The 23,031-nt window shown below is 53.8% G+C and carries 20 protein-coding genes; 11 read left to right on the top strand and 9 right to left on the bottom strand.

Features of this window, described 5'->3' with window-relative positions:
• The first annotated feature begins 1 nt into the window (after nucleotide 1).
• A complete protein-coding gene (locus L0666_RS16960; protein ID WP_235262589.1) occupies nucleotides 2–1,330 on the top strand; it encodes a hypothetical protein in 1,329 nt (442 codons plus the stop codon).
• On the top strand, nucleotides 1,318–1,977 hold the full coding sequence (locus L0666_RS16955; protein ID WP_235262588.1) for a rhomboid family intramembrane serine protease: 660 nt from the start codon (nucleotides 1,318–1,320) through the stop codon (nucleotides 1,975–1,977). Before L0666_RS16960 ends, L0666_RS16955 begins: the two co-directional genes overlap by 13 nt.
• Here the strand turns inward: L0666_RS16955 and L0666_RS16950 are convergent.
• Entirely contained in the window at nucleotides 1,974–3,932 is a 1,959-nt protein-coding gene (locus tag L0666_RS16950; protein WP_235262587.1) for an acyltransferase family protein, read from the bottom strand. The genes L0666_RS16955 and L0666_RS16950 overlap by 4 nt on opposite strands.
• A 194-nt stretch (nucleotides 3,933–4,126) precedes the next feature.
• Here L0666_RS16950 and L0666_RS16945 point away from each other — a divergent pair, with 194 nt between their 5' ends.
• The 5 genes from L0666_RS16945 (at nucleotide 4,127) to L0666_RS16925 (ending at nucleotide 8,740) form a co-directional block, all read left to right on the top strand.
• The gene (locus L0666_RS16945; RefSeq protein ID WP_235262586.1) at nucleotides 4,127–4,984 is read left to right on the top strand and encodes a sulfotransferase; all 858 of its coding nucleotides are present in this window, start codon (nucleotides 4,127–4,129) and stop codon (nucleotides 4,982–4,984) included.
• A gap of 174 nt (nucleotides 4,985–5,158) precedes the next feature.
• Nucleotides 5,159–6,253, top strand: a complete 1,095-nt coding sequence (locus L0666_RS16940; RefSeq protein WP_235262585.1) for a Gfo/Idh/MocA family protein — start codon at nucleotides 5,159–5,161, stop codon at nucleotides 6,251–6,253.
• A 9-nt stretch (nucleotides 6,254–6,262) separates the two neighbouring features.
• Nucleotides 6,263–7,132, top strand: a complete 870-nt coding sequence (locus tag L0666_RS16935) for a hypothetical protein (protein ID WP_235262584.1) — start codon at nucleotides 6,263–6,265, stop codon at nucleotides 7,130–7,132.
• Nucleotides 7,129–7,932: a sulfotransferase family protein gene (locus L0666_RS16930; RefSeq protein ID WP_235262583.1), complete on the top strand. Its 804-nt coding sequence runs from the start codon at nucleotides 7,129–7,131 to the stop codon at nucleotides 7,930–7,932. The genes L0666_RS16935 and L0666_RS16930 overlap by 4 nt, the downstream gene beginning before the upstream one ends.
• A gap of 1 nt (nucleotide 7,933) precedes the next feature.
• Nucleotides 7,934–8,740 carry a WecB/TagA/CpsF family glycosyltransferase gene (locus tag L0666_RS16925; RefSeq protein WP_235262582.1) on the top strand — a complete coding sequence of 269 codons (807 nt, stop codon included), beginning with the start codon at nucleotides 7,934–7,936 and terminating at the stop codon, nucleotides 8,738–8,740.
• Between the two features lie 80 nt (nucleotides 8,741–8,820).
• On the opposite strand, the gene xrtD is transcribed toward L0666_RS16925, so the two are convergent.
• The gene (gene xrtD / locus L0666_RS16920) at nucleotides 8,821–10,434 is read right to left on the bottom strand and encodes a VPLPA-CTERM-specific exosortase XrtD (protein WP_235262581.1); all 1,614 of its coding nucleotides are present in this window, start codon (nucleotides 10,432–10,434) and stop codon (nucleotides 8,821–8,823) included.
• Between the two features lie 162 nt (nucleotides 10,435–10,596).
• On the bottom strand, nucleotides 10,597–11,523 hold the full coding sequence (locus L0666_RS16915; RefSeq protein WP_235262580.1) for a DUF6492 family protein: 927 nt from the start codon (nucleotides 11,521–11,523) through the stop codon (nucleotides 10,597–10,599).
• Nucleotides 11,524–11,607: 84 nt separating this feature from the next.
• Here L0666_RS16915 and L0666_RS16910 point away from each other — a divergent pair, with 84 nt between their 5' ends.
• Nucleotides 11,608–12,543 carry a glycosyltransferase family 2 protein gene (locus L0666_RS16910; RefSeq protein WP_235262579.1) on the top strand — a complete coding sequence of 312 codons (936 nt, stop codon included), beginning with the start codon at nucleotides 11,608–11,610 and terminating at the stop codon, nucleotides 12,541–12,543.
• On the opposite strand, the gene L0666_RS16905 is transcribed toward L0666_RS16910, so the two are convergent.
• From L0666_RS16905 to L0666_RS16890, 4 genes are all read right to left on the bottom strand, one after another.
• Entirely contained in the window at nucleotides 12,540–13,784 is a 1,245-nt protein-coding gene (locus tag L0666_RS16905; RefSeq protein WP_235262578.1) for a glycosyltransferase family 4 protein, read from the bottom strand. The two genes, L0666_RS16910 and L0666_RS16905, sit on opposite strands and share 4 nt — an antisense overlap.
• A gap of 80 nt (nucleotides 13,785–13,864) precedes the next feature.
• Entirely contained in the window at nucleotides 13,865–15,928 is a 2,064-nt protein-coding gene (locus tag L0666_RS16900) for a hypothetical protein (RefSeq protein WP_235262577.1), read from the bottom strand.
• Complete coding sequence (locus L0666_RS16895; RefSeq protein ID WP_235262576.1) at nucleotides 15,928–17,115, bottom strand: hypothetical protein; 1,188 nt, start codon at nucleotides 17,113–17,115, stop codon at nucleotides 15,928–15,930. Before L0666_RS16895 ends, L0666_RS16900 begins: the two co-directional genes overlap by 1 nt.
• Nucleotides 17,115–17,375 carry a spike base protein, RCAP_Rcc01079 family gene (locus L0666_RS16890; protein ID WP_235262575.1) on the bottom strand — a complete coding sequence of 87 codons (261 nt, stop codon included), beginning with the start codon at nucleotides 17,373–17,375 and terminating at the stop codon, nucleotides 17,115–17,117. Before L0666_RS16890 ends, L0666_RS16895 begins: the two co-directional genes overlap by 1 nt.
• A gap of 143 nt (nucleotides 17,376–17,518) precedes the next feature.
• Here L0666_RS16890 and L0666_RS16885 point away from each other — a divergent pair, with 143 nt between their 5' ends.
• Genes L0666_RS16885 through L0666_RS16875 form a run of 3 tightly spaced genes read left to right on the top strand, consistent with a single transcriptional unit; the run spans nucleotide 17,519 to nucleotide 20,765 of the window.
• A complete protein-coding gene (locus tag L0666_RS16885; RefSeq protein WP_235262574.1) occupies nucleotides 17,519–19,000 on the top strand; it encodes a hypothetical protein in 1,482 nt (493 codons plus the stop codon).
• Nucleotides 18,997–19,962, top strand: coding sequence for a glycosyltransferase family 2 protein (locus tag L0666_RS16880; protein ID WP_235262573.1), 966 nt, complete (start codon nucleotides 18,997–18,999; stop codon nucleotides 19,960–19,962). The genes L0666_RS16885 and L0666_RS16880 overlap by 4 nt, the downstream gene beginning before the upstream one ends.
• Nucleotides 19,959–20,765: a hypothetical protein gene (locus L0666_RS16875; protein WP_235262572.1), complete on the top strand. Its 807-nt coding sequence runs from the start codon at nucleotides 19,959–19,961 to the stop codon at nucleotides 20,763–20,765. Before L0666_RS16880 ends, L0666_RS16875 begins: the two co-directional genes overlap by 4 nt.
• 1 nt (nucleotide 20,766) lies before the next feature.
• Here L0666_RS16875 and L0666_RS16870 read toward each other — a convergent pair whose 3' ends face one another.
• Together L0666_RS16870 and L0666_RS16865 are read right to left on the bottom strand one after the other, a co-directional pair.
• The gene (locus L0666_RS16870; protein WP_235262571.1) at nucleotides 20,767–22,140 is read right to left on the bottom strand and encodes an oligosaccharide flippase family protein; all 1,374 of its coding nucleotides are present in this window, start codon (nucleotides 22,138–22,140) and stop codon (nucleotides 20,767–20,769) included.
• Nucleotides 22,141–22,908, bottom strand: coding sequence for a sulfotransferase family 2 domain-containing protein (locus L0666_RS16865; RefSeq protein WP_235262570.1), 768 nt, complete (start codon nucleotides 22,906–22,908; stop codon nucleotides 22,141–22,143).
• Nucleotides 22,909–23,031: the final 123 nt, after the last annotated feature.

Here is a 23,031-nt window from a genome sequence, read left to right as displayed (position 1 = left end):
GATGATGCTGGGGGGGAAACACAACGCCATCGGGGCGCTGGCTGTTGGGGCGGTTTTTGCCCTATATGCGAGTGCGTCGTCTGCGCAAGACGCGGCGGGACTTGAGGCTACACTGACCTTTTCCCAAGGGCTAACGTATTCCGACACGGATGGCGTGCTAGGTCGCACGAACCTTGGTTTCGCATTGCAGAGCTCTACGCGGACGCAGGACTTCGAATTTACTCTCGGTGGTGCGATTGAAGAATCCTTTGACGACGGAATTTCGGCGGAAATCCAAAACCCGCGCGTGGCCTTATCGTATGGAATCCAAAGCCGCCAAACAGCTATCACAACCAATCTGTCCTATCGTCAGTCTGATGCCGACAGTTTTGTTGAAGACGATGACGCGCCCGGTGTATTGGTTTTGGACGACGGCACCCGCGAAGATTTTGGCGGTGGGGTCGGCCTGACATTTGGCCGCGAGGCGCGATTTGGCGGGACGGTCAATTTGCGGTACCGCGAAACGGATTACACAGACACGACCAGTGCGTCTTTGGTGGATTTACAGACCTATACAGGCAGCGTGAACTTGCGGTTCGAGATTGATCAGCGGATCACGGCGACCCTTGGCTACTCACTGTCGGACGCGGACCGCGTTACCGGCCGTGATGTTGTAACCGAGAACCTGTCTGCTGGTGCGCAACTGGCTATCACGCCCGCTTTGGACGCTGCTCTCTCAGTCGGGCTGAGCCGCGTGAGCGTTACAAACGGCGGAACGGAAACCGTCGAAGACGGGCTTTCTTACGGGATCAACATCACGCAAGATCGCCCGAACGGGTCTTTGCGCTACTCGCTCGAATCCGATGTGACGGAATCTGGTCGCCGGACCACCGCGACTGTTGGCACATCGTTTGAAACGCGACGCGGGGAATGGCGCGCGGATGTCGGATTGACCGAGGGTGAGTCAGACCGCGTGCGCCCGCTGCTTACGTTGAATTACGGCGAAGAATTGCGTGACGGCCGTTATTCGGTTTCGTTTAATCAACGGTTCGCCACGGATACCGATGGGGATGAAACCCTGAACAGCCGCCTGCGGTTGAACTGGCGTCGTGATTTAAATAACACGTCACGTATTTCATCGAACCTGACCTATCAGATTACTGATGTGCTTGGTGCGAATGAAGACACGTCTCGACTGGAACTTGGCGTGGGCTTTAGTCATGACCTGACCGAAGACTGGGCGCTGACCACGCGACTGACCCATTCTTTCGTCGATGAAGATGGTTCAGCGTCGACGCGGGAAAATGAAATTTTTGTTGGGTTGGAAACCTCGGTCGGATGGCGTCCGTAGTTGTTCGCCGCCAGATCGTTATCACCTTGGTTGCCTTGTGTGTTGCGATCGAGTTTTCCTTGCAGTTGGCCGATTGGGGCCTGATCGGTAACCAACGTCTGCGCCAGACTGCATATGAGTTTGGTGGCTTTTGGCCTGGCTTACTGGACAATTGGAACCCGAACTACGCAAGTCAACCGTGGTTCATGTTCGTTACCTACAGCTTTTTGCACGGCGGTCTGGCGCATTTGGTCTTTAACATGGTGACGTTATGGTCGCTGGCACCACCGGTGATCAAACGGGTTGGCGGGCGCGGATTTGTGCTGTTGTATGCGGCGGCCGTTGTTGGAGGGGCGGCGGGATATGCGTTGTTAAGCACGGGTGTCCAGCCGATGGTCGGCGCATCCGGGGCCTTGTTCGGATTGGCGGGTGGACTGTTGGCATGGACGTATATGGACAGGTTCAGCGCAGAGCAGGGCTTGTGGCCCATCGCGCAAGCTATCGTGTTGCTGATCGGTTTGAATCTGGTCTTGTGGTGGGCAATGGACGGTCAATTGGCGTGGGAAACTCACCTTGGCGGTTTCATCACGGGTTGGTTTTTCGCCACAGTGATTGACCCGCGTCCTCGTGTTGACACAACAAAGAAGCCAGCAAAACCGGAGTCCTAGTCTGTCGCCAGAACGGCGTTGAGTGCGTCGGCCAATCGAGGGCCAAACAAGTCTTCGCCAGCTTTGCTCCAATGATCGCTGTCAGACCAATAGAGTTGATCGCAGCTGTAAATCTCGGTCGCGGGATCAAAATTCACGGCCTTCATCTCGGAGATAAACCCCAGACCAGCGGCAGGCACTGCTTGTGCGAGGTGGGCGTTAAGCGCTTCGAAGGCTTCGCGATGGCCGGGGCGTAGGTGCAGGTGGTCTTGCACGCCGATGCAGGATTGCCCGAGCATTTCATCCCAGAACATATAAGGTTCCAGTCGCGGGCCGATCCATGTGACAGGCACGTCGGCATTGATCCCTTGCAGGATCGGCAATGTACGGTCGATTGCCGCCAGATCAAGTTGCGGGTTTTCGATGTCGCGGCCTGCGCCAAACAAAAGTCGATCTAGCTCTTCGCCATTTTTATCAAGGAACAGCCAGAACCCTGCCTGTACGTAAAACAGATGTTTGATGTCATCGCCGAAAGTGTCGATCACGTCGGCGACATGACCGATTTCACACACGGACCCGAGGATATGCGGGCGGCAGTCTTTTTGCGGAATGCGAATTGCGAACCTGCGATCTAATAGTGGGGCGACGGCATTGAATACATCGCGCGAATGGCTGTCGCCGAGGATGGCAATAGCGGGTCCGTGTTCGGCGGCGCACTTGTCAAATTGGTCGCGCAGGTCTGGCGTAATGTCTTCAAGGACAAATAGGCATTGATCTGGGCGATCCAGTGAAAAGGCATGTTCACTGCGCACTTGCTCAATGCGGGCAAGCAAAGGCTGGTTTTCGTCGGGTAGGGTGCGGATAAAGAAATTGCGCTGCCATTCAACGGTCGACAGCATAGCCCCGCTTATACCTATCGCGACAGACGCTGTTCCAGCTGCGATCAACGTGCGCCCCGCGCCAGCCCGAGGTTTGCGAAATGGCCGTTCAACAAAGCGCCACGTCAACACTGCCAGTCCGAGGGACGCAACCGCTAGGGTCGCCATCAGCCAGTGGGGCGGCTCGGCACTGTCGGCCAAACGGGCAAAGGCAAAGAGCGGCTGGTGCCATAGATAGGCCGAGTAACTGATCAACCCGATGCCAACGAAGGCCTTACGCGACAACAGGCTGGCGACGGCTGTGCCTGTTCCTGCAAACGCAATCACCATTGCCGTACCTGCCACAGGCAGCAATGCATACAGGGACGGGAAGGGCGTTTCACCATCATAGACAAAGATCGAGGCAAGGATCATCGCCAACCCGATGGCTGATAACGCATTGTTAGGCCGCGCGTCCGCACCGCGCCGTAACAGCCAAATTGCTGTGAGTGAGCCCATCATCAATTCCCACGCTCGAAACGGCAGCAGGTAGAAGTTTGCGGAGGGCGCGTTGCGCCAGCCCCATTCGGCAGCCAGTAAACTGGCGATAAAGATCAAAGCCAATAATGAGATCGAGACCACACGCGATCGCAACCAGAACAGCATCAGGATCAGCGGGAAAAATACGTAGTATTGTTCCTCAACCGCGAGGGACCACGTATGCAACAGGGGCTTAAGCTCGGCCGCTGGGGCGAAATAACCGCTTTCGATCCAGAATAGGATGTTGGAGGCAAAGACAGTCACCGCGACCATGGATTGTGCATGGTCTTTGAACTGCAGCGGCAACATCCAGACCCATGCAAAGGGCAATGTGACAAGGATGATAAAGAACAGCGCGGGTAAGATACGGCGACACCGCCGCGCATAGAAATCCATTAAAGAGAACGAGCCGTCTTCTAGACCTTTCAGGATGATCGATGTGATCAGATACCCTGAAATGACGAAGAACACGTCCACACCTACAAATCCGCCAGAAAATAGCGTGAACCCGCCATGAAACAGGATCACAGGAATAACTGCGATCGACCGTAGGCCATCAATTTCGGGGCGATATTTCATCCGCAGAGTATCATCCGCTGTTTGATCCAGAGTGCCGCAGAAACAAGGGGTTGTTTGACGTGCACTGCGGGGTAGAAAGCACAGTGTGCCGCAAAAATCCAGTAATCAGTGTCGCTTGGCGGTGCAAAAGCTGCGGGCGGCGTATATTGGTATCGGCGCACCCATACTATTGCCCTCGGATCGGAGAATTTGCCATGGCCGTAGCCCCAAATGCCTATTTGATCGGGGCGCAAAAGGCGGGCACGACGTTATTGGCCGCTCTGTTGGATCAATCACCGGATGTCTGCGTGTCCAATCCGAAAGAGCCTCAATACTTGACCGGCCAGTATGACCGTGGCCCGGACTGGTATGCTGCGTGTTTTTCAAATCCTGACGCGAAGGTTCTGCTCGATGCGTCCACTACTTATAGTTTCCTGCGTCCAGCCCACGCTTTAGGGGATGCCGACGCACCGGGGATCACAGCGCCCGTGCCCCAGCGTATTGCGGATTTGAACCCTGAAGCGCGATTGATTTACATCCTGCGCGATCCCGTCGCGCGCGCGGTATCGGCATATAAACACCGGTTGCGCTATGGGGATGCACCTAAAGGCCCAGTGTCGATGACTGATGTTCTGGACGCTGACCCGATGATCGAACTGGCCAGCAAATACGCCGATCAGATTGACCGCTATCTTGAAGTATTTGATATTGAGCGGTTCTTGTTCATTGATTTTAAGGATCTGACGGCTGATCCGGCGGCGGTCAGTGCTGTTGCGGCGCAACATCTTGGCATTGCGCCTCCTCCTCCGCCGCCAGCATCCAAGCAGGATGGGGCTAAACACAGCGCACACCGCGCGACAGGATTGGGGCGCGCATTGAAATCATTGCGGGGTCGCGCGCCTTGGGTGGAAACTGGACTGCGCCGCGCCGTGCCCCAAGCGCTCCAAAAGAAGTTGATTGCGCCTTTCCTTAAGCAGGATATCGCGGTTGAGATCACGGGATTTGAGGAGGTCGCGGGACGGTTTGAACTGGACCGCGCACGGGTAAAGACCATAACCGGATTGGATATCTAGGACGGCATCAGCTTATTGGGGACAGCTATTTCTTGCCGTTTTTTTCGATTTGGGCGTTAATCGTAATTATGGTCGCTGGTGGCCTTTTTATTTTCGCAATTATCGGTCATCGATCCCCTGACGATTTGAATGACCAAAAGTATTAAACGGACCGATGAAAAAGGAGCTTTTTGCATGAGTGAGCGTTTGCGCATTGGCGTAGTGGGATTAGGTAAAATGGGACTAAGCCATTTTGCCATGGTGAACCCGCACCCGTTGACCGACACTTTGGCGTGCGACCAGCCAGGATTTATTACGGACGTTCTGTCCAAGAACATCGCTGCACCCGTCGTTAAAGGGTTCGATGCCCTAATGGCGGACGAGGCATTGCAGGCTGTTGTCATCGCGACCCCTTCCAAGCTGCACGCGCCGATGGTGCGCACTGCCCTTGAACGTGGATTGCATGTTTTTTGCGAAAAGCCGTTCTGCCTTGATTGGACAGACAGTGTCGCGCTTGCCGATCTGGCCGAAGAAAAAGGCTTGGTCAATCGCGTCGGCTATCACTATCGTCATGTGGGTGCTTTTGCTGAACTGAAACGGATTGTGGACAGTGGTGCGCTTGGGCGTATCACTCACGTCATCGCTGAGGCCTATGGCCCTGTTGTATTGCGATCCAAACGCGCTACGTGGCGTACGGATAAAACCGAGGGTGGTGGCTGTTTATATGATTACGCAGCGCACCCACTGAATCTGTTGAATTGGTATTTTGGCACGCCAAAGCAGGTGATGGGATCTGATCTGGGCCATGTGTTTTCGCAAGAAACAGACGATCAGGTGATGTCGACCATGCGGTTTGATAATGGACCTGTCGCACAGCTTTCGGTGAACTGGTCGGATGAAAGCCACCGTAAGATGTCCACCAAGATCACCATTATGGGCACCAAAGGGCGCGCTTATGCGGACCGTCAAGAGTGTCAGGTTTATCTGCGTGAAGAAGACGAAAACTTGCCGGATTACGGCAAGGGCTGGTCGGTGAAATACACGACCGAGCTAACGCAGGATGAATGGTTCTATCTGCGCGGTGAAGAATACTCCGCCCAGATCGCGCGTTTCGTTGAGGCCGCAATTGCGGGCAAGGACGAGGCTCAGGAAAATACGTTCCGCTCTGCCGCTGAAACAGATCGCACCATGGCGATGATTATTGAAAACGCCGAGACGGGGCACCCAGTGGGTGAAGCGCCGACACCAGTAAAGCCAGAGCCGCGCAAGCGCGGTTGGTTGAGACGTTAAGGGGAGCGGATGATGGATAAGTTACTTTTCGGCGACAACCAATTTTTCGGTATCAACCACATGTCCGAGGAAAAAGCACGCGCGCAGGCAATGCGTTTTCAGGAAACGGATGCAATCCTGTCTGTTCTGGGGTCTGCCTATGACGCGGGCATTCGCACATTCATGTGCACCACACACGATCGCATTGGAGAGATCGTTGAGGCGCAAAAGAAAGACCCTAAACGGTGGGAAGGGTTCACCTATTACCCTTGCATGCCCTACGCCCATAAATACGCGAACGCCGTGACAGAACAGGGAATGGTTGGCGCGTTGACAGGTTTCATGCCCGATGACGGCCTGCTGAAAACGGCACTTACCGGCACTAAGGCACTCGCGACGAAGGATGTCGACGGGATCGCGCGGGTGTTGATCGACATGGAAATGAAGATGTTCCGTGGCCAGAACACACCCGTCGTCTTTATTCAAAACGTGTTTACCGATTTGCTGATGGGCATGGGGTTCCATTCCGCGTTCCGCGTGTTCCACGATCACATAAAGGAAAAATACAACGCAGAGCCGGCCTACATCACCATGAACATGCCGATGTTGCTTGAGGTGCTGGAAGGGCAGGGGATCGAAAAGCCGATCATCTGTTCCAACATTAACAAGATCGGGTTCCGCATGTCTGGTGGTTTTGATGCCTATCTTGACGCGTTGAAATCGGGACGAGTGCGAGCGGTCGCAATGTCCGTTTACGCGTCCGGCGCCATTCCAGCGGATGAAGCGATCCATTGGTTGTCCGAATTGCCCGGCGTTGAAAGCCTTGTGTTTGGCGCGTCATCCCGCGGTAACATCGAAGGCACTAAGGCACTGGTTGATAAGTATATGGGGACGTCATGATAACCTGTCCAGACGCCGGTTTTTTCTTTATGCATATCCCGAAGAATGGTGGGTCGTCCGTACGTGATCAGATTCAGCCTCTCGATCATTTTGAAGGTAAATTTCTGGGCACCAAACAGCACAAAGAACTGGGTTTTTATGATAGCTCGCATGTCCCTCTTGGCATGCTGAAGCAGTATTTCCCAGATGCGTTTTCGCTTGTTTCGTCTTTGGAAGGCTACGCAATCTTGCGCGATCCGGTTGACCGGTTTGCATCATCCATTGCCCAGCGTTTCCGTCAAATACATGGGCGCCGCGTGGATCAGGTTACACCTGCGGACGTTATTGCCGAGGTCGATGCCGTCATCACCCACCTTCGCGATCGTAAGGACCACTTACACCATAAATTTAGCCATTTTATTCCGCAATCTTCGTTTGTCGAATTAGACGGTGCACCTATCGTGCGCAACCGTTACAGAATTTCGGATACGCGGTTTTTGCTCCGCGATCTCTCGTCTCGACTGGACGCGCCGTTGGTTGAGGACTTTCATTCCAACAAGACGGTTACATTCCGTTATCCGTGGATGGCTGGCCCGGCGATTGCGGCAAAGGATTTCGTCAAGGCGCGTGCGCCAGCTGGGATGGTTGATTCTATTCGCCGGGTAGCCATGAAGGCGCTGACGACACCGCGAGTCCAATCGATCGACACCGAGATTGGGAAATCAGATGATATCCAAAGTTTTATCGTAGAATATTACGCCAGAGATATTGAGCTTTTCGCGGCCACTGGGCCGCGTTCAGACAGGATACAGGACACTTAACATGATAACGACACCCGAACCAACTACGGTCAAGGAAGGATCGCTTAACCGAGGTAACTTGTCGCGTGTTGCGATGCTAAATGCCTACGTGCATGACATTTCAATGGATGATCTGGTTGAAAACTTCCGCGAAGGGGTCATGCTGACGTTGCACGTCGATATGATTATGAAGCTGCAAAGTGATCGCGTTTTTTACGACTTGTTGGACGAATTCGATGTGGTCACCTGTGACAGCCAGATCATGTTTTTCGCAACCAAGTGGTTGGGAACGCCGGTCAAAGAACGAGTGTCTGGGTCTGATTACTTCCCGAAATTTTATACGCGGTATGCAAACGATCCATCTATGACCATCTTCTTGTGCGGTGGAAAACCTGGAATTGCGGATTTGGCCGCTGAGAGCGTGAATCGAAAAGTCGGACGTAAGATGGTCGTCGCCACGGACAGTCCTGCCTTTGATTTCGACTCTAATCCTGCAGAAATTGAACGGATGATCGATGCAATTAATGCGTCCGGCGCGACGGTGTGTGTTGTTGGACTGGCGGGTGGCCGTCAGGAAAAGTTCATTATGGCACATCGCCATAAGATGCCGGCGGTCAAGCTGTGGCTGCCGCTGGGTGGGACTATTGATTACGAAAGCGGTACGTTTAAACGTCCGCCTGTTTGGATAACCGAATGGGGTTTTGAATGGCTGTACCGGCTGTTCAAAGAACCACGTGCACGGTTCCACCGATATGTTATCCATGAACCGCCGTTCTTATGGGCTGTTCTGAAGCAGCGTTTGGGGATTTACAAAGATCCGTTCGCATAAGCAGCACTCACAAATTTGAAGTAGAATAGCTCCTATACCAATTTGGCAAAGGAGCTTTTTCCATGCAATCTGCGTTCCGCCTAGAGTGGGATGAATCGCGGGATTGGATCCTGAACGGATTGAAGCATTTCCATCAAGCGCGCCTCAGCGGCAGCGTCGGTTTCATCAGACAAGATCGGAGTGGTCAGCCGAACAAGGGCACCATCCGTGCGGCCCGTGCGAATACCGTCGATCATCAGGTACATCTTCGCTGCAAAATCCCACGCAACAGTGCGGTTCTTTTGCTGGAAGTAATAGAAAACCATCATGCGAACTTCGCCCTTTTGGATGATCGCGCGGTTGATGTTGAACGGCGTGTCTAAATCCATCTGGGCAGAAATATCTGTGCGTTCCAACCATGCGATTTCCCAACCGGAACCCGGCAAACAGATCTCGGGTGAGTGAACGCCTCCGGTGCTTTGGTCATCATACCAGGCCATAAACAAGCCAACGGGGGCCGCAGCGCCCTCTTTTACGAGGTCCACTTGATGAAAATCGTCAGCACCTAGGGATGTCAAGACACTGTTGGGCAGAGATTGGCGTGCGCCGTCTTGGCGCCAGCCGCTGTCAAAAGTCCGTGGGAATAATGTGAAAGGATCACGTTCAAGTGCTAGGGAGCCTCTGTCGGGTTCTGCGACAAACCAAACAAGGGCGGCCCCAACCGATAATATAGCCGCAGTAATCATGGATCTTGATGGAAAAGTGTTACGCAGGCGGGCCAGCTGCGGCATAATACCGTCGAAATCGATATCCAACGCTTGGCTTAGAGTGGGTTTTGCTGGGTTCAGGCGCAGCATTACAATCGCCAGACCAAACAGGATTAGGATGCAGGCGATGAAGATTACCCAGCCTTCAAAGAAGTGCGAGAACCCTTCGAGCCAGCTGAGCCCGTAGTACTGCACAATCAGGCCAGCGACCGCGATGCGAACGGAGTTCATGAAGATCGCGATTGGCACGGCTGAGAGCAACAGAACGGCCTTGTGCCAACGTGGGCCCTGATAAAGGCACGCAAAAATATACGAGAATGACATGATCGGGAACATGTAGCGTAGGCCGGAACAGGCCTCAGCAACGTGCAGTTTGGTCACACCCAAGTCGATGATATTCCCGTCCAAGAACACAGGTACATTCAACAACGCAAGGAACCAGACACCCAACTCAGAGGAAATCGCCTGCAAAATTGTGGTGATCTTATAGTAAACAACTCCCGGCAGTGGCAGCATATAAACAAGATGGACGACGCCAACCCAAAAGTGTTTACCTTGGTCCCAGCCCCAGCTGACCAACAAGATGCCGCCGACCCATAAGATTAACGCATAAGCGACAAGATCATTGATCCCCGAAAGCTTTCCTAACAAGCCGAATACCAATGAAAACAAGATAAGCGCGACACCAGGCCACCGTCGAGGCAGCTGGCCTTGCCGTACTGGAACGTCTTTAAGCTGTTTCAAAAACAAGAATCCAGACAGAACCGGAATGAGTGGACCGTGGCTGTATTCGGGCAATTGCCATGCGTCGAAAAGAGCTTCGATTCCATCAGCGAAAAAGGCGAACGCACCGATGATCGCGATGGACAGCCAGAACAGCCCCCACGTGGCGAACCCTCGCAAAAGGCCGTCATTATGTTTCGAAGGAATGTCGTCAGAAAGAGCCATCGCTAAAAAACCGCATAAATGAAATCCAGTATTTCATACAGGATTCGGCGAGTTTTGGGAAATGAATGTTTGGGATTAAGGACTTGAGCCAATCACAACTTAGCTAGTTGCCCCCCCATCCAGCGACAAAACCTGCTTGATGACAGGTTTGTCGCCAGATGATCAACTTATGGCTAATGCATCGTCGAGTGCCGCGTATAATTTCAGGCGATCTTCGATATCCAGTTTGTGCGTTGATTGGACGGCTACTGCACAGTGTTTGGGCTGCAAGCGGCGCATGAAAACTTCGGTGGAGACAGCGGCGCCGGGCGATCTGGGCCAGTAAGAATTGCAATACGAAACAGGTTCGCGAGCAAGAGGAGCGTCGTCCGGGAATAGATCGGCAAACAACCCATAGAGGTAATATTCAGACATGGTTTCTGCCTCGACAATCACATCGAACAGGGTCTTTTCATGGGTGTCTTCGATCCGTTTGACCATCGCTCGGGCGACATCTGTGCTCCACATCACGCAGTTTTCAATGTAGTGTGCTTTGTGCTCGATCGGGGTGGGCACACCAAGGAATTTGCACGATCCTTCGACCCAATCGCTGTGTTTGGGGTTGCGGGTATTGCCTTGGACCCAGAACATCGTGACTTTTCCGTCAGCAAACGCATCTTTTGCGGAAAACGGGCGCACGAAACAGACATCGCTGTCCACATGCAGAACGGCAGCCGCGTCAGATGTTTGTGTCATGTGAATTTTCAGGAATTGCTGCAACATCCAACCGCGAACGACTTGTGCCTTGGACGTCAGATAGAAAGGCCGCCGGAAACCGGCGCGCAGTCGCGCGAGGTGTTTAAGAAAAGGAGGGGATTTGAACAGGCGCGAGGGCAGGAGGTCTTCCTGCGCAATTACAGAACGTCGCGCGGACGCGAGGGGAGCAAACATCGCCAAATCAGCACGCGGCACGACAACTTTGTGATGCACATCAGCGTCAACATGCTTGTCAATGGATGCCGCAAGAGGCGCGAACAATTCGAAATCGGACGCCGTCGAACAGGTCACGATTTCAACGGATTGTGTGGCGTTTGGGGCAACTTTCGACATCGAAACCATCCTAGCGGGCATCTTAACTCTGATCTGCCTCTCCATACTCTTGCCAAAAGGAGGCCGATCATTCAACTAATACCTATGAATAAGGCCATTCCAAACCGCAGTTATGCGTTGATTTCACCCTGCCGCAACGAGGCAGAATTCATGCGTCGCACGCTAGATTCCGTCGTGGCGCAGACCGTCACGCCAAGCCTGTGGGTGATTGTGGACGATGGATCAACAGATGAAACGCCGCAGATTCTTGCTGAATATGCGGCTAAACATGACTGGATTCGCATCGTTGCAAAGCCGGATCGCGGCCATCGCGCCGTTGGTCCCGGCGTGATTGATGCCTTTTACGTAGGGTATGAGACAATCATACCGTCCGATTACGCTTACATCTGTAAGCTTGACCTCGACCTTGATCTGCCGACAGGATATTTTGGAGGTCTAATCGACATGATGGAGGCTGATCCGCGCATCGGGACCTGTTCGGGCAAAGCCTATTTCAAAGATAGCCGCACCGGTGAAATGGTGAGTGAAGGTATCAGCGATGAAATGTCATTGGGCATGACTAAGTTTTACCGGGTGTCCTGTTTTGAACAGATTGGCGGATTTATCCGACAGGTAATGTGGGATGGGATTGATTGCCATAAAGCACGGATGCTTGGGTGGCGCGCATTAAGCGATGATGCACCAGAGCTTCGGTTTGATCATTTGCGCCCGATGGGGTCCAGCCAGCAGAGCATCTGGACAGGCCGCCGCCGCCATGGGTTCGGTCAGTATTTCATGGGTACGACACCATCATTTATGTTGGCGTCTGCTGTAAACAAGGCGCGGATTAAACCCTATATTCTGGGTGGGTTGGCGATGTTACAGGGATATTTCGGGGCCATGTTGCGCCGTGATCCGCAATTGGATGATCCCGAATTGGTAGCCTTTATTCGGTCCTACCAACGCCGAGCCTTGGTGGTGGGCAAAGCCCGTGCCATTTCCGAACAAGAGGACGCACAAGCCCATAAGTTGTCCGCCTAAGGGCGCAGGGTCGGCGTTTCATTCAAATCGGTGACCAGACGATCCAGCCACGCGGCCTCGCGGTCAATATTGTAGTCCGCTTCAACTCTGATCCTGCCATTTTCGCCCATTTTATTGCGCATGTCGGCATCGTTCAAAAGCGTTGTTATGGCCGTGGTCAGGCCCGCGACATCGCCGGGTGCCACAAGCTCACCTGTTTCACCGGGCGTGACGAGTTCGCCAATTCCAGCGATGCGCGTGGCGATCACAGGTAGGCCAGATGCAAGCGCCTCCATCAACACAACAGGGACGCCTTCGGCAAAGCTTGGCAACACAAACAGATCAGCCGCGCGCAGTTCTTCGGCTACTTCGTCCTGACTGAGGTATCCGGCCAAACGCACGCCGTCTTCGCACCCAAGTTCAGCGATGTAGGATTCGATATCGCCGCGTTCGGGTCCATCCCCGACCAAAACCAAACGTGCCTCGGGGTCTGCTTTTTGCACTTCGGCAAAGGCTTCGATCAAGACACGTACACCTTTGACAGCGGCCAAGCGGCCTACGAAAATCATTGTCTTGCCCTGTGGGGCGGTGCGCGGTTCCGCGTATTTCGCAGGTTCAACGCCGCAATGGACGATGCGCATGCGGTCCCAATGGGCGGGGTCAGCGAAAATCATACCCTGTGACCGGCAGAAATGGCTGATACAGGCCACGAACTGGGCTCGTGCAATCTTTTCGTCGATACGCCAGCGACGGGGTTCGAAAAAAATTGATGGCCCATGCATCGTGTAGCTGAACGGAATGCCCGATAAGGTACTGACGAGCATGGCAACGGTGCAGCTGGAATTGCCGAAATGGTTATGAAGGTGGTGGATGTTCTGCGACGACAAGTGTCGGGCAAGAACAAGTGCTTCAACCAGATAAATCATCTGATAGATCAGCGCCTTTATGCCAGCAGGCCGGGTGGAAAATGCCAACCGTATGGCGTTCCAGAGTTGTTTGGGGCGTGACAGGCCATAGGCGAGACTGGCCAGCAAATTCAGCGGAGACTTTGCTGATTTCAAGACATAGAAGGTGTCTTTGACGGCGGCTTGTTCGGACGGTCCGCGATGATGTTCGGGGCCTGTTTGGCGGATCGAACAGGTCAACACATCGCGGCCCAATCGGCGAAGAGCCTCAACCTCACGTAAGATGAAGGTGTGGGATACGGCCGGATATTCGGACGTCAAATATGCAATACGCGGTTTGGAAAATTGTTCGGACAAGCCAAAGGCCCTTTTGGAAATATCTTCCCCACCTAATGTCAGGGGACATGGGCAATCTTATGGCGGCGATCACAATAAGTCTATGGCGTCAGAACCATAGACCCGCTATCGCCTGGCTCATTTGGGTCAATGAGACCCTTGAACAGATCATAGACGGCTGTTTCGTCTGATGCTTGCGCATTTGCTCCACCAATCGCAATTGACGGATATTGTGGAACAGCCAAAACGATGCTGCCCTTCGGTGATCCGCTATTTGCGACAAATTGAGCCTCATCCCCAATCCATAGCACGCTTGGCTGAGGATCGCCCGCATCATCACGATAGCCGCGTTCTGAGGTTTCAAAACTGGTCAGCGGTTCAAGATTCACGGGCGCGAAGTCCACAGCAGGAGCTTTTACAGCATTAGTGGAATGCAAAACATAGTTTGTCGCTTTAAGATCAGTGAAATCTGCAGAGTCCAAGGCGCTTAAGCCCGTCCCTGTGTTAGACGTTCCGCCGCTGGCTTCGGCGTCACTACGTTGGTTCAAATAGGTCCAATTGCGCATCCTCACTCGTTCACTTAGCGCGTCGGGATCGACCGTACTGTTGTCAGTATCTGTGTTAAGATGAAACAGCATAGAACGGTAGTCGAAGTGCTCGGTAATTACGGAACCACCTGTGCGGATGGCTTGGAATGCTTCAATCGTAACACCCGAATAACCAAGCGATAGTAGGTTGCGTGTGCGCGGTCCCATAACCGCAAGGAATTGACCGAGTACGATATTGACTGGACGATCAGCGCGTGTCCCATTGGCCCCTTTGATTGCAAAGATCGATCCGCCGCCTTCAAGGGTGCAACAGCGTAGCATTGCGGTGGCACCACGTGCGCCGTTCTGGGCCAACCGAATACACGGGTTCGGGTCCCACATTAAGCTATCATCCGCATCGCCGTCGATGTCTTTGGCGGACCAACCATTACGCGCAAAAAGGTAGGATGCGTAAAACATTACGCTGCCGTTGGGGGTGCGGTATGGCCCGTGAGTGTTGTGCCATGGCTGAGACGATTTTGGCCCGCCGCACAGCGCATCAGGATGCTGGGCAATCTCGCTGTTGACGATGGCTGTCCTGCTCCACGACACATTAGAAGTGTGAGAGTCATAAATGCCGTAGTCTTGCCAGTTTGTTACTTTGGTTCCGTAGACGCCAAAAAGTGTGCCATCATTTGACGCCACGCGCGTGGCTGTTTTCCAGCCGGATGCATTGCAGTTCAGGATCGTTTGGCAAGCAGGTGCTGAACCTGCACACTTGATCAAATCAGCAGGTTGGAGCGCGCCGTTTTGCATCGTTTCCGTTGTGCTGTCCCAGTGACCAGTTAGTTCGAGATCAATCAGTTCAAACTGTTTGAGTTTCTGCTGGTCGTAATCGGTGAACAAAAAACCGACGGCAGAATTATCGCTGGCTTGTATTAGCTTTGCTTGACCACCCGGATTGCGGCTTCTTATCCGCAAGGACGGAAAATCTCTGTTTAGTGTGGTTTCGGCCAAGGTATGGCTCTGCCCGTCTTCAAGTATGATCAGGTGTGGAACATTTGTTTTGTAGGTTGCAGCGATAGCAGCGTCAAAAGTAGTGAAGTCACCGGCGCCGGTGTCATCCACTATCAGAATGCGGTCCTGCGAATACATATCCGTTTCGCCCCCAACAAGGTCAGTACCTGTAATCAAAACACTCTTGTTTGAGTGTTTTTCCAACACCGTGACCGACCATTCCGCCGAACCTTCGGCGCGCAATGCCACTGCGCGATGCCCAATAGGATTGTTGGCTTCTTGCCAAATCGGCAGGATGTTTCGCGCTGTGTCGTACTTTTGCCCTGGCAGGCCCATGTCCCACATATACGCAAGGTCGTGTTGGCGGCGGTCCACAGTGCCGGTCGACGGCCCCTGCGTGTCAAAACCCCACCAATCGGTCACTTCGTAATGGATTAATTCGGGTGCGATGCCTAACTGGCTTCGGTAAACTGTGACCTCGATCCCTACGGCTTCGTCTTCGGGGGTCCGGTAGGTGTAGCCGACATGATTGGTTGTCGGTGCTATGTCGGCGTTCGCCAGCGTTACTTCTTGCGCAGTTAAACCGCCCGCATCATTGATTCCTGATATACTTATCAACATTACGCTGCTCCTACCCATTCCTCGAGGATCGTTAGGTCATGGTCACTCACCGATCCTACAGGGATCAATACGAGCCGACTGATCTGACCGTCAAGATAGGTGGCTGCACGCCACCCGATTGTGATGCGTTCATTGGCAAAGGCCGCAAGTGGGAGGGCGAGTGATGTGGTTGACCTATTCGCCCCGTCAACTTGTCCTATCACTTCGCCTGACACCTCATCTGCACGCGATGCTATAGTTTGCGGCACGCCTATGGGCACGATCACATTGTGGTTATTATACGTGCTAGCGTCTGCGGCGTTAAATGCAGCGGTTTGCAAATCCCCTCCGTTAAGCCTCATTTCAAACACACGCGATCCGGCAGAACTCAGGTAATGCGCAACAGGTTGATTGCCGGAAACATCATCAAAATTGACTCGTGCAACGGTGGTGAAACCCGCGCCAATGGCTAATGAGTTGGTGCGTAAACCACGGCTTGCACCGTCAAAATCCAAGCCCCCAAACGTGTCATCATATGTAACGCCCGATCCACCTGCGACTGCTTCAAGTATGATGGCGCCGGCTTGCCCATTGACCTGCGTCACATTCTGCCCGTCCGTATCAACAAGGGTCGATCCGCTGTCTTGATACATGTGGCTAAGATCGGCGAAATCGAAGTAGTCTCCGCCATGATCTGCGATGACATCTGCGACTGTGCGGGTTGGAGTTACGGCGGCCACTGTGCTGGCGGTTGATACGGCGGTGCGACTGCCAAGACTGGCCTGCGTGGCGGTTTCTTGAACCGTTAGGGAACCAGGGGCAACCGTGGTCAGACCGGCTGATGTGATTAACGTGGTCGCGCCATCCAGATACCATTCCTGCGACATTACAGGCAGACCACCATCGGCATCGAATATCCAGATACCGCGTTCAAAACCAATGATATCCCCGACGGTCAGTGCGTCTAAGTCGATGACGGGGCGGGCCAAGCAAATTGGACCTGCGGTCAACGCCGCCGTCATCAAAGGTTGACCGTCGACGTCACTCGTAAACGTTACGCCGTCAATTTCAATACCTGCGATTGTCCCATCTGCGAGAGTGAAGGTCGCCGGTCCCCCTAACGTCAGGATGGTCGGAAGAGGCATCGCATCGCCCGTAACCTTTGTCGGATTGAGGGTAGGTCCAATGCTCAAGGTGATACAGCTCATTAGTACATCCCGACGATGCCGGACGCGATTGTGCCCGTAGCCCAGACCCGCCGAACGCGGATCGGAAAGGCGCAACCAGCGACCAGAAACAATGTCACGGTTTGCCCAGAATTGGTCGTCACCCGGATTTGCCCCTCGGTCGCGACGTTGAGTGCGCGTGTCACCACGGGCAAATCTAATGCATCATCAGGGACGATCTCAAACGCATCGTTAGCAGGGCTTTCGAGGCCAGTGGTGAAGTCTGAATAGGTGTCGGTCATGCTTGCGATTCTCCGCTGAAAGGATTGAGGCCGATACTGAGCCGGTGTTGTCGTGAAATATTCGGCCTAAAAACCTAACCCCTTGCTATGGCACCGTGACGTAGGCTGTTGCGCAAAAGGCGGAACCCAGCTTAGACAGGGGTATGATTGGTTCTATCGCTCTTTTTGGCTGGCCCGTGGTCGCAACAATTTTTTTTTATCGATATAGTCTCGCAGCTGCGATCTGCATCACTGTAGTTGCGGGTTATCTTTTCCTACCGATCGCGCCGAACTTTGATCTGCCGCTGCTGCCGACCCTCGACAAAGAATCTATACCGGCTTTTTCGGCCTTGGTCCTTGCGTTGGCAGGGGTAGGGGCGACAGCCCATGGTCGGATGTCTGGATCAAAAATCCCGTCCAATTCATTCAAGTTGCCGTTGATTCCACGGGGCAAATTGATCTTGGCGCTACTTGCTACGATCATGCTGTGTGGTGTTATCACAGCCTATCTGAATGATGATCCGCTGCGTTATGGCCCGCGCGTTGTGAGGGGACTAACCCTCTATGACGGGTTCGCGTCTTCTATGAAGGCTGGCGTGATGATCCTGCCGTTGCTTTTGGGCTATGCATTCTTGTCCGGACCTCAAGAGCACCGCACCATCCTGATCGTTCTGGCGATCTTTGGCGCGATTTATTCCCTGCTGGCCTTGTACGAAATCCGCATGTCGCCTCAGCTTAACCGTACTGTTTACGGATTCTTTCCGCATAGTTGGGCTCAACATAAACGAGGAGGGGGATGGAGGCCGATCGTGTTTTTGCAACATGGCCTTTACCTCGGAATTTATCTAGCTATGGCAACTTTTGCGGCTGTTTCGGTGTTGAAAGCCGCGACGGCTGAATTGCGAACGAAAGTCATGTGGCTTGCAATTGTCACGGGTGGCACGCTGTTGTTGTCTAGCAATCTGGGCGCGACGCTGATTTTGTTCATACTTATGCCTGTCTTGCTGTTCATGTCTGAGCGGTTGCAACTATTGATCGCGGCGGCCATTGCGGCACTTGTTCTGCTCTATCCAATGGCACGGGGGGCTGGGATCGTGCCGACCGAAGCTGTCGTCAGCTTCGCCGAAAAAATTGATGAGAGCCGCGCAGACAGCCTCGAATTCAGGCTCTTGAACGAGGATGTGTTGCTTGAAAAGGCCACGCAACGCCCTTGGTTTGGCTGGGGCGGCTGGACTCGGGGGCGTATATTCGACGAGAAAGGTAACATCACGTCGATCACTGATGGGCACTGGATCACTATTTTCGGGGATGGCGGATGGTTTCGCTATATATCGGAAATGGGACTTCTGTGTTTGCCCGTCATTCTGTTGGCGTTTCGCCGCAAAGAGGATGATCTTGGTCCTTTCACTGTCGGCATTGTACTGGTGTTGGTCGTCAATCTGATCGATTTGATCCCCAACGCGGGGCTTAGTCCGATCACGTGGATGATTTCTGGGGCCCTCTGGGGGCGGTTGGCGCGCGGCACGATCGAAGACGAAAAAGCGCAAGCTGACAATGACGGTTCGCTCGAACCTCGTTCTGCATACACGCGCCAGACGGGCAAGATTGATCGCCATGTCCGTGCAAAACCGAGGGCGACATTGTGACAGAACCGATCGTAGCGGCCGTCCTGATCGGACGAAACGAGGGCGACAGGCTCAAGGCGGCGCTTGCGGCGCTTCCAAAGGATATATCGCGCGCCGTTTACGTTGATAGCGGATCAACAGACGGTAGCCTTGATGCAGCCAAGGCCGCAGGTGTCGACGGTATAACTCTCGATCTTTCGAGCCCCTTCACAGCAGCTCGTGCGCGCAATACGGGCGTCGCGCATCTGTTAAGAAGCGGACCTCGACCTGATTTTATCCAGTTCATTGACGGCGATTGTGCCCTTGATCCTAACTGGACCGTGACTGCCTTGGCCGCAATCACCGCCGATCCAAAACGGGCCGTTGTGTGTGGACGTCGCCGTGAAAGATACCCCGATGATAGTGTCTATAACTGGCTGATTGATCGCGAATGGAACTCTCCTGTCGGGATAGCAAAGGCCTGCGGCGGCGACGCCTTGATCCGGCTTGATGCATTCGAAGTGGTCGGGGGCTATCCCGACGATATGATCGCAGGCGAAGAACCTGAAATGTGTGTGCGCCTGCGCCAAGCTGGTTGGACCATTGAACGGATTGAAGCAGAGATGACACTTCATGACGCCGCGATCACGACGTTTTCGCAATGGTGGCGCCGTGCCCGCCGCGCGGGGCATGCCTATGCGGAGGGCGCGCACCGCCACGGTGCGAAACCTGAACGTCACAAGGTCACAGAAACCAGACGTGCGCTGGCGTGGGGACTGCTGCTGCCATTGGCTATCGTTTTAGGTGCACTGATGTTTGGCCCTGTCGCCTTGTTTGGCTTGTTGATTTGGCCGCTCCAAATTCTACGTCAGAAGCTAAAGGGCCGGCCTTGGGCTGAAGCGTTCTTTCAAACCATCGGAAAATTCCCCGAAACCAGCGGCATCCTTGAATTCCACTGGAAGCGCTTGCGCGGCGGCTCTGTTAACTTGATTGAATACAAATGACAAAACCGCCTGTCGCCGTTTGTTTTTTTGGGATCACCCGTTCGCTGAAACGTACCATCGGTTCAATCGAGGCCAATGTGCTTGGTCCGGCCGAAGCATTGGATCAGGGCGCAAAATGCTATGCTCATCTGTTTCAGCAGGCCCACATCAACAACCCGCGCAGCGATGAATCTGGCGCGATGGACCTGAATGAGCACAGCCTCCTTAACCTTGATCAGGTTGAGTTTGAGGCCCCAGACGGCTGTTTAGAAATCTGGGATTTTGAGGGATTGAAGGCTCATGGTAGCCTTTGGAACGACGATTTCAGATCGTTGCGTAATTTGGTGCATCAGCTGCATTCTTTAAACCGCGTCACTGAAATGGCGCTTGCTGGCGGAGCCGAGATCGTCGTTTTTGCCCGGCCTGACCTAACCTATCATGACAGTTTGGCCCCAGCCTTAGCGCGCGCCAATCGGGGTAAAGGTGATCTCGTGCAGCTGCCTTGGTGGCAACCGTTTGACGGTTTGAATGATCGCTTCGCAGTGGTGCGCGGGACGACCGCAATACGCGCTTACGGCCAACGAATTACACAGCTCACCGCCTATTGTGCGGCGCACGGTCCTGTTCATGCTGAGAAACTCGTCCGTTTTAGCCTTGAACAGGCGCAAGTGCCGGTGCGTACATTTGGGGCCCGTGCAAGCCGTACCCGCATTGACGGCACCAGCCCTGACGAAATTTTTGACTATCCACGGCGTTACGAAATTAAGCGCCGCTATCCGGCCGTTGGACGACTCGTCAAAGCCGTGAAATCGCGCCTTAAATGATCTAGGTGTTTACGTTCCAGAACACGATCGCCGTCAGGATCAGGGTCATCACTGCCCACGCCGTATCAAACAACACTTGCCGTGTCGTCAGGATCGATCGCACACGCAGCAGGATGTAAGGCACCGCGAACATAGGGGCCAACACAGCTCCAAGGATCGCGCCCTCGGTTCCCATCATCGAATACCCCAGAGGAACGCCGAACAACGCCCCAGCGGCACGAAAGCTTGAGATGATAAAGCTCGACCGGCTGTCCCCAGTGTTCATGATCAAATTTCCGATGGTCAAGAACCGGATCACAAGGAATGACGGTGCCATAAGCTGTAGATAACGTCCGGCAAGGCTGTAGTCATCCGTGTATAGAAAATTGATCAGATGTTGGCCCAAAAGTTCGGTGGCCACGAAGGCGGAAAAACAAGCCAGATCGATCACTGATTGGAATTTTCGATAGAGCCGTGGCACGTCCTTTGGGCGGGTACGAATAACCTCGGCCATGGCCGGAAACCCAACAGTCGTAGAAAGCCTGTTGATAATGCCGCGTCCGGCTTCGATCCAGATTTGGGCGATGACAAAAAGGCCAAAGAGGGTCGAGCTCAGCAATCCGGCAAGGATCAGTTTGTCGATGCTGCGAGCAAAGAACGTCAGGGCCGATGACGCAAGAATCCAACGACCAAACGTCCACAGTCGGGCGGCTATTTCGCGATCCCATTCAAATGCCATGCGGGGACCGGGCAAGAAAACATGCGTCATCGTCGAGGAAATCAATTTTGCTGTCAACATCCCAACCATAAGTGCCCAGACGGTTGGATAAATCAGCGCGAATCCGGCCATTGCCGCAAGGCTCATGAGACGTGACGATAGCACGATCATTGCGAAACGGCGGTTCTCCATACGCCGCATGGTGAGTTCCCGTGAGGTAGAGGCTAAGCCGTCTAAGATCGGGGACAGCGCCACCAGCATTAACAAACCGGGTAATTCGGGTGCCGCATAAACCGACCCTTCGGTGGCCAACGATGGAGCAAGTATCCAAACTGCGAGCGCCATGATGAACAGCCCTATCGCAATGACCGCGGATCGCAAAATACGCACGACCCAGGCAACGCGTAGGAAATGCGGATCATCTCCATCCTTTTCACGCATGATGGACCGACTGATGCCAATATCGGTGAACAGCTCAAGCGCGGACAAAACGACTGTCGCCATGGCCATGACCCCGAAAGCTTCGGGGACCAGCAACCGCGTCATGATCAGATTGCTGACGAGCCGGAACCCAAATCCCACTAGAACATTGAAAATGCTCCAGCCGCCCGCCCCAAGCGCGCGAGCCTTCAGAGAACCGCGTGGTGGTTCACCGTTTGGATCTTTAGACTTTGCCATTTAACCGAGCGCGCGCCCGCTCAAGCGGACACTGGCACGCCATAACCGACGACGCAGATGACGGCGGCGGAGGCGCATCAGGTCCATCGCGGACCAGCTATCGCGCTCTACGGCATAAACAGACACGCTTTTTACCTCATCCAAATCATACCCGAACCGGTCAAAATCCTTTGCATAATAGGTGCTCAAGTCTCGCAGGAATGACGCGGAAAGGGCTGTCTTTTCCATCCCGTCTAGCGAATGGGTCACGTGACCATGGCCAATCTCGCGCGGACCTTCTTTGTTACCTGCCAAGTTATCCAAATGTGCCACCAAAGGTGCCATACCATTTTCCAGCTTAAACACAGTGGTTCCGTCGGGCACCATTTGCGTTTGTGGGCGTAAATGGTTGTCCAAGTAGTGGGGCATCCGGTCGGCAAATCCGACGTATTCAGAAAACCATTCCTCAGGACCCATCAGGCGTGGGATGCGCTTTAGGTTTGCGAGGTAATAATTGTACGAACTCGCAAAGCGCGTCAGCGGGTTGCGTACGACGGCAAAGCGGCTTTCTATCCAACCTTCTGGGAACAACCCAACCATCGCCGCAGCCTCAGCGTGTTGCGGTGAGCTCTTCGTCCAACGCTCAGCTTGCGGAGTTTTGCCAAACCGATTGTTTAGAAAGGCGAGGGGGCCAAAGCGGGCCACTAAGTAATCTTCGACCGATTGGCCTGCACATTTCGGAACATGCACGTAATGATGCATCGTGCCGGCCGCCTGAAAAAGTGGCATATGATACCTTTCCGGCCCAAGGCCGCATGTCGATCTGGCCGCTTGATTACCAAAGCCACCTCCTGATAACAACATTCCTGTATAGAAACCGCAGGATCGCCCGTTCACTTGGGGAGGCTGTGC

The sequence above is a fragment of the Octadecabacter algicola genome (genome assembly GCF_021532625.1).
Taxonomy (GTDB): domain Bacteria; phylum Pseudomonadota; class Alphaproteobacteria; order Rhodobacterales; family Rhodobacteraceae; genus Octadecabacter; species Octadecabacter algicola.
Note: the sequence above shows the minus strand (reverse complement) of the source record. Positions and strands in the feature narration are given on the sequence as shown.

What these genes read in the sequence shown, in the direction of transcription:
- L0666_RS16960 (WP_235262589.1), top strand. Translation starts at nt 2, where the DNA reads ATGATGCTGGGGGGGAAACACAACGCCATCGGGGCGCTGGCTGTTGGG.
- L0666_RS16955 (WP_235262588.1), top strand. Translation starts at nt 1,318, where the DNA reads ATGGCGTCCGTAGTTGTTCGCCGCCAGATCGTTATCACCTTGGTTGCC.
- L0666_RS16950 (WP_235262587.1), bottom strand. Translation starts at nt 3,932, where the DNA reads ATGAAATATCGCCCCGAAATTGATGGCCTACGGTCGATCGCAGTTATT.
- L0666_RS16945 (WP_235262586.1), top strand. Translation starts at nt 4,127, where the DNA reads ATGGCCGTAGCCCCAAATGCCTATTTGATCGGGGCGCAAAAGGCGGGC.
- L0666_RS16940 (WP_235262585.1), top strand. Translation starts at nt 5,159, where the DNA reads ATGAGTGAGCGTTTGCGCATTGGCGTAGTGGGATTAGGTAAAATGGGA.
- L0666_RS16935 (WP_235262584.1), top strand. Translation starts at nt 6,263, where the DNA reads ATGATGGATAAGTTACTTTTCGGCGACAACCAATTTTTCGGTATCAAC.
- L0666_RS16930 (WP_235262583.1), top strand. Translation starts at nt 7,129, where the DNA reads ATGATAACCTGTCCAGACGCCGGTTTTTTCTTTATGCATATCCCGAAG.
- L0666_RS16925 (WP_235262582.1), top strand. Translation starts at nt 7,934, where the DNA reads ATGATAACGACACCCGAACCAACTACGGTCAAGGAAGGATCGCTTAAC.
- xrtD (WP_235262581.1), bottom strand. Translation starts at nt 10,434, where the DNA reads ATGGCTCTTTCTGACGACATTCCTTCGAAACATAATGACGGCCTTTTG.
- L0666_RS16915 (WP_235262580.1), bottom strand. Translation starts at nt 11,523, where the DNA reads ATGTCGAAAGTTGCCCCAAACGCCACACAATCCGTTGAAATCGTGACC.
- L0666_RS16910 (WP_235262579.1), top strand. Translation starts at nt 11,608, where the DNA reads ATGAATAAGGCCATTCCAAACCGCAGTTATGCGTTGATTTCACCCTGC.
- L0666_RS16900 (WP_235262577.1), bottom strand. Translation starts at nt 15,928, where the DNA reads ATGTTGATAAGTATATCAGGAATCAATGATGCGGGCGGTTTAACTGCG.
- L0666_RS16895 (WP_235262576.1), bottom strand. Translation starts at nt 17,115, where the DNA reads ATGAGCTGTATCACCTTGAGCATTGGACCTACCCTCAATCCGACAAAG.
- L0666_RS16890 (WP_235262575.1), bottom strand. Translation starts at nt 17,375, where the DNA reads ATGACCGACACCTATTCAGACTTCACCACTGGCCTCGAAAGCCCTGCT.
- L0666_RS16885 (WP_235262574.1), top strand. Translation starts at nt 17,519, where the DNA reads ATGATTGGTTCTATCGCTCTTTTTGGCTGGCCCGTGGTCGCAACAATT.
- L0666_RS16875 (WP_235262572.1), top strand. Translation starts at nt 19,959, where the DNA reads ATGACAAAACCGCCTGTCGCCGTTTGTTTTTTTGGGATCACCCGTTCG.
- L0666_RS16870 (WP_235262571.1), bottom strand. Translation starts at nt 22,140, where the DNA reads ATGGCAAAGTCTAAAGATCCAAACGGTGAACCACCACGCGGTTCTCTG.
- L0666_RS16865 (WP_235262570.1), bottom strand. Translation starts at nt 22,908, where the DNA reads ATGCCACTTTTTCAGGCGGCCGGCACGATGCATCATTACGTGCATGTT.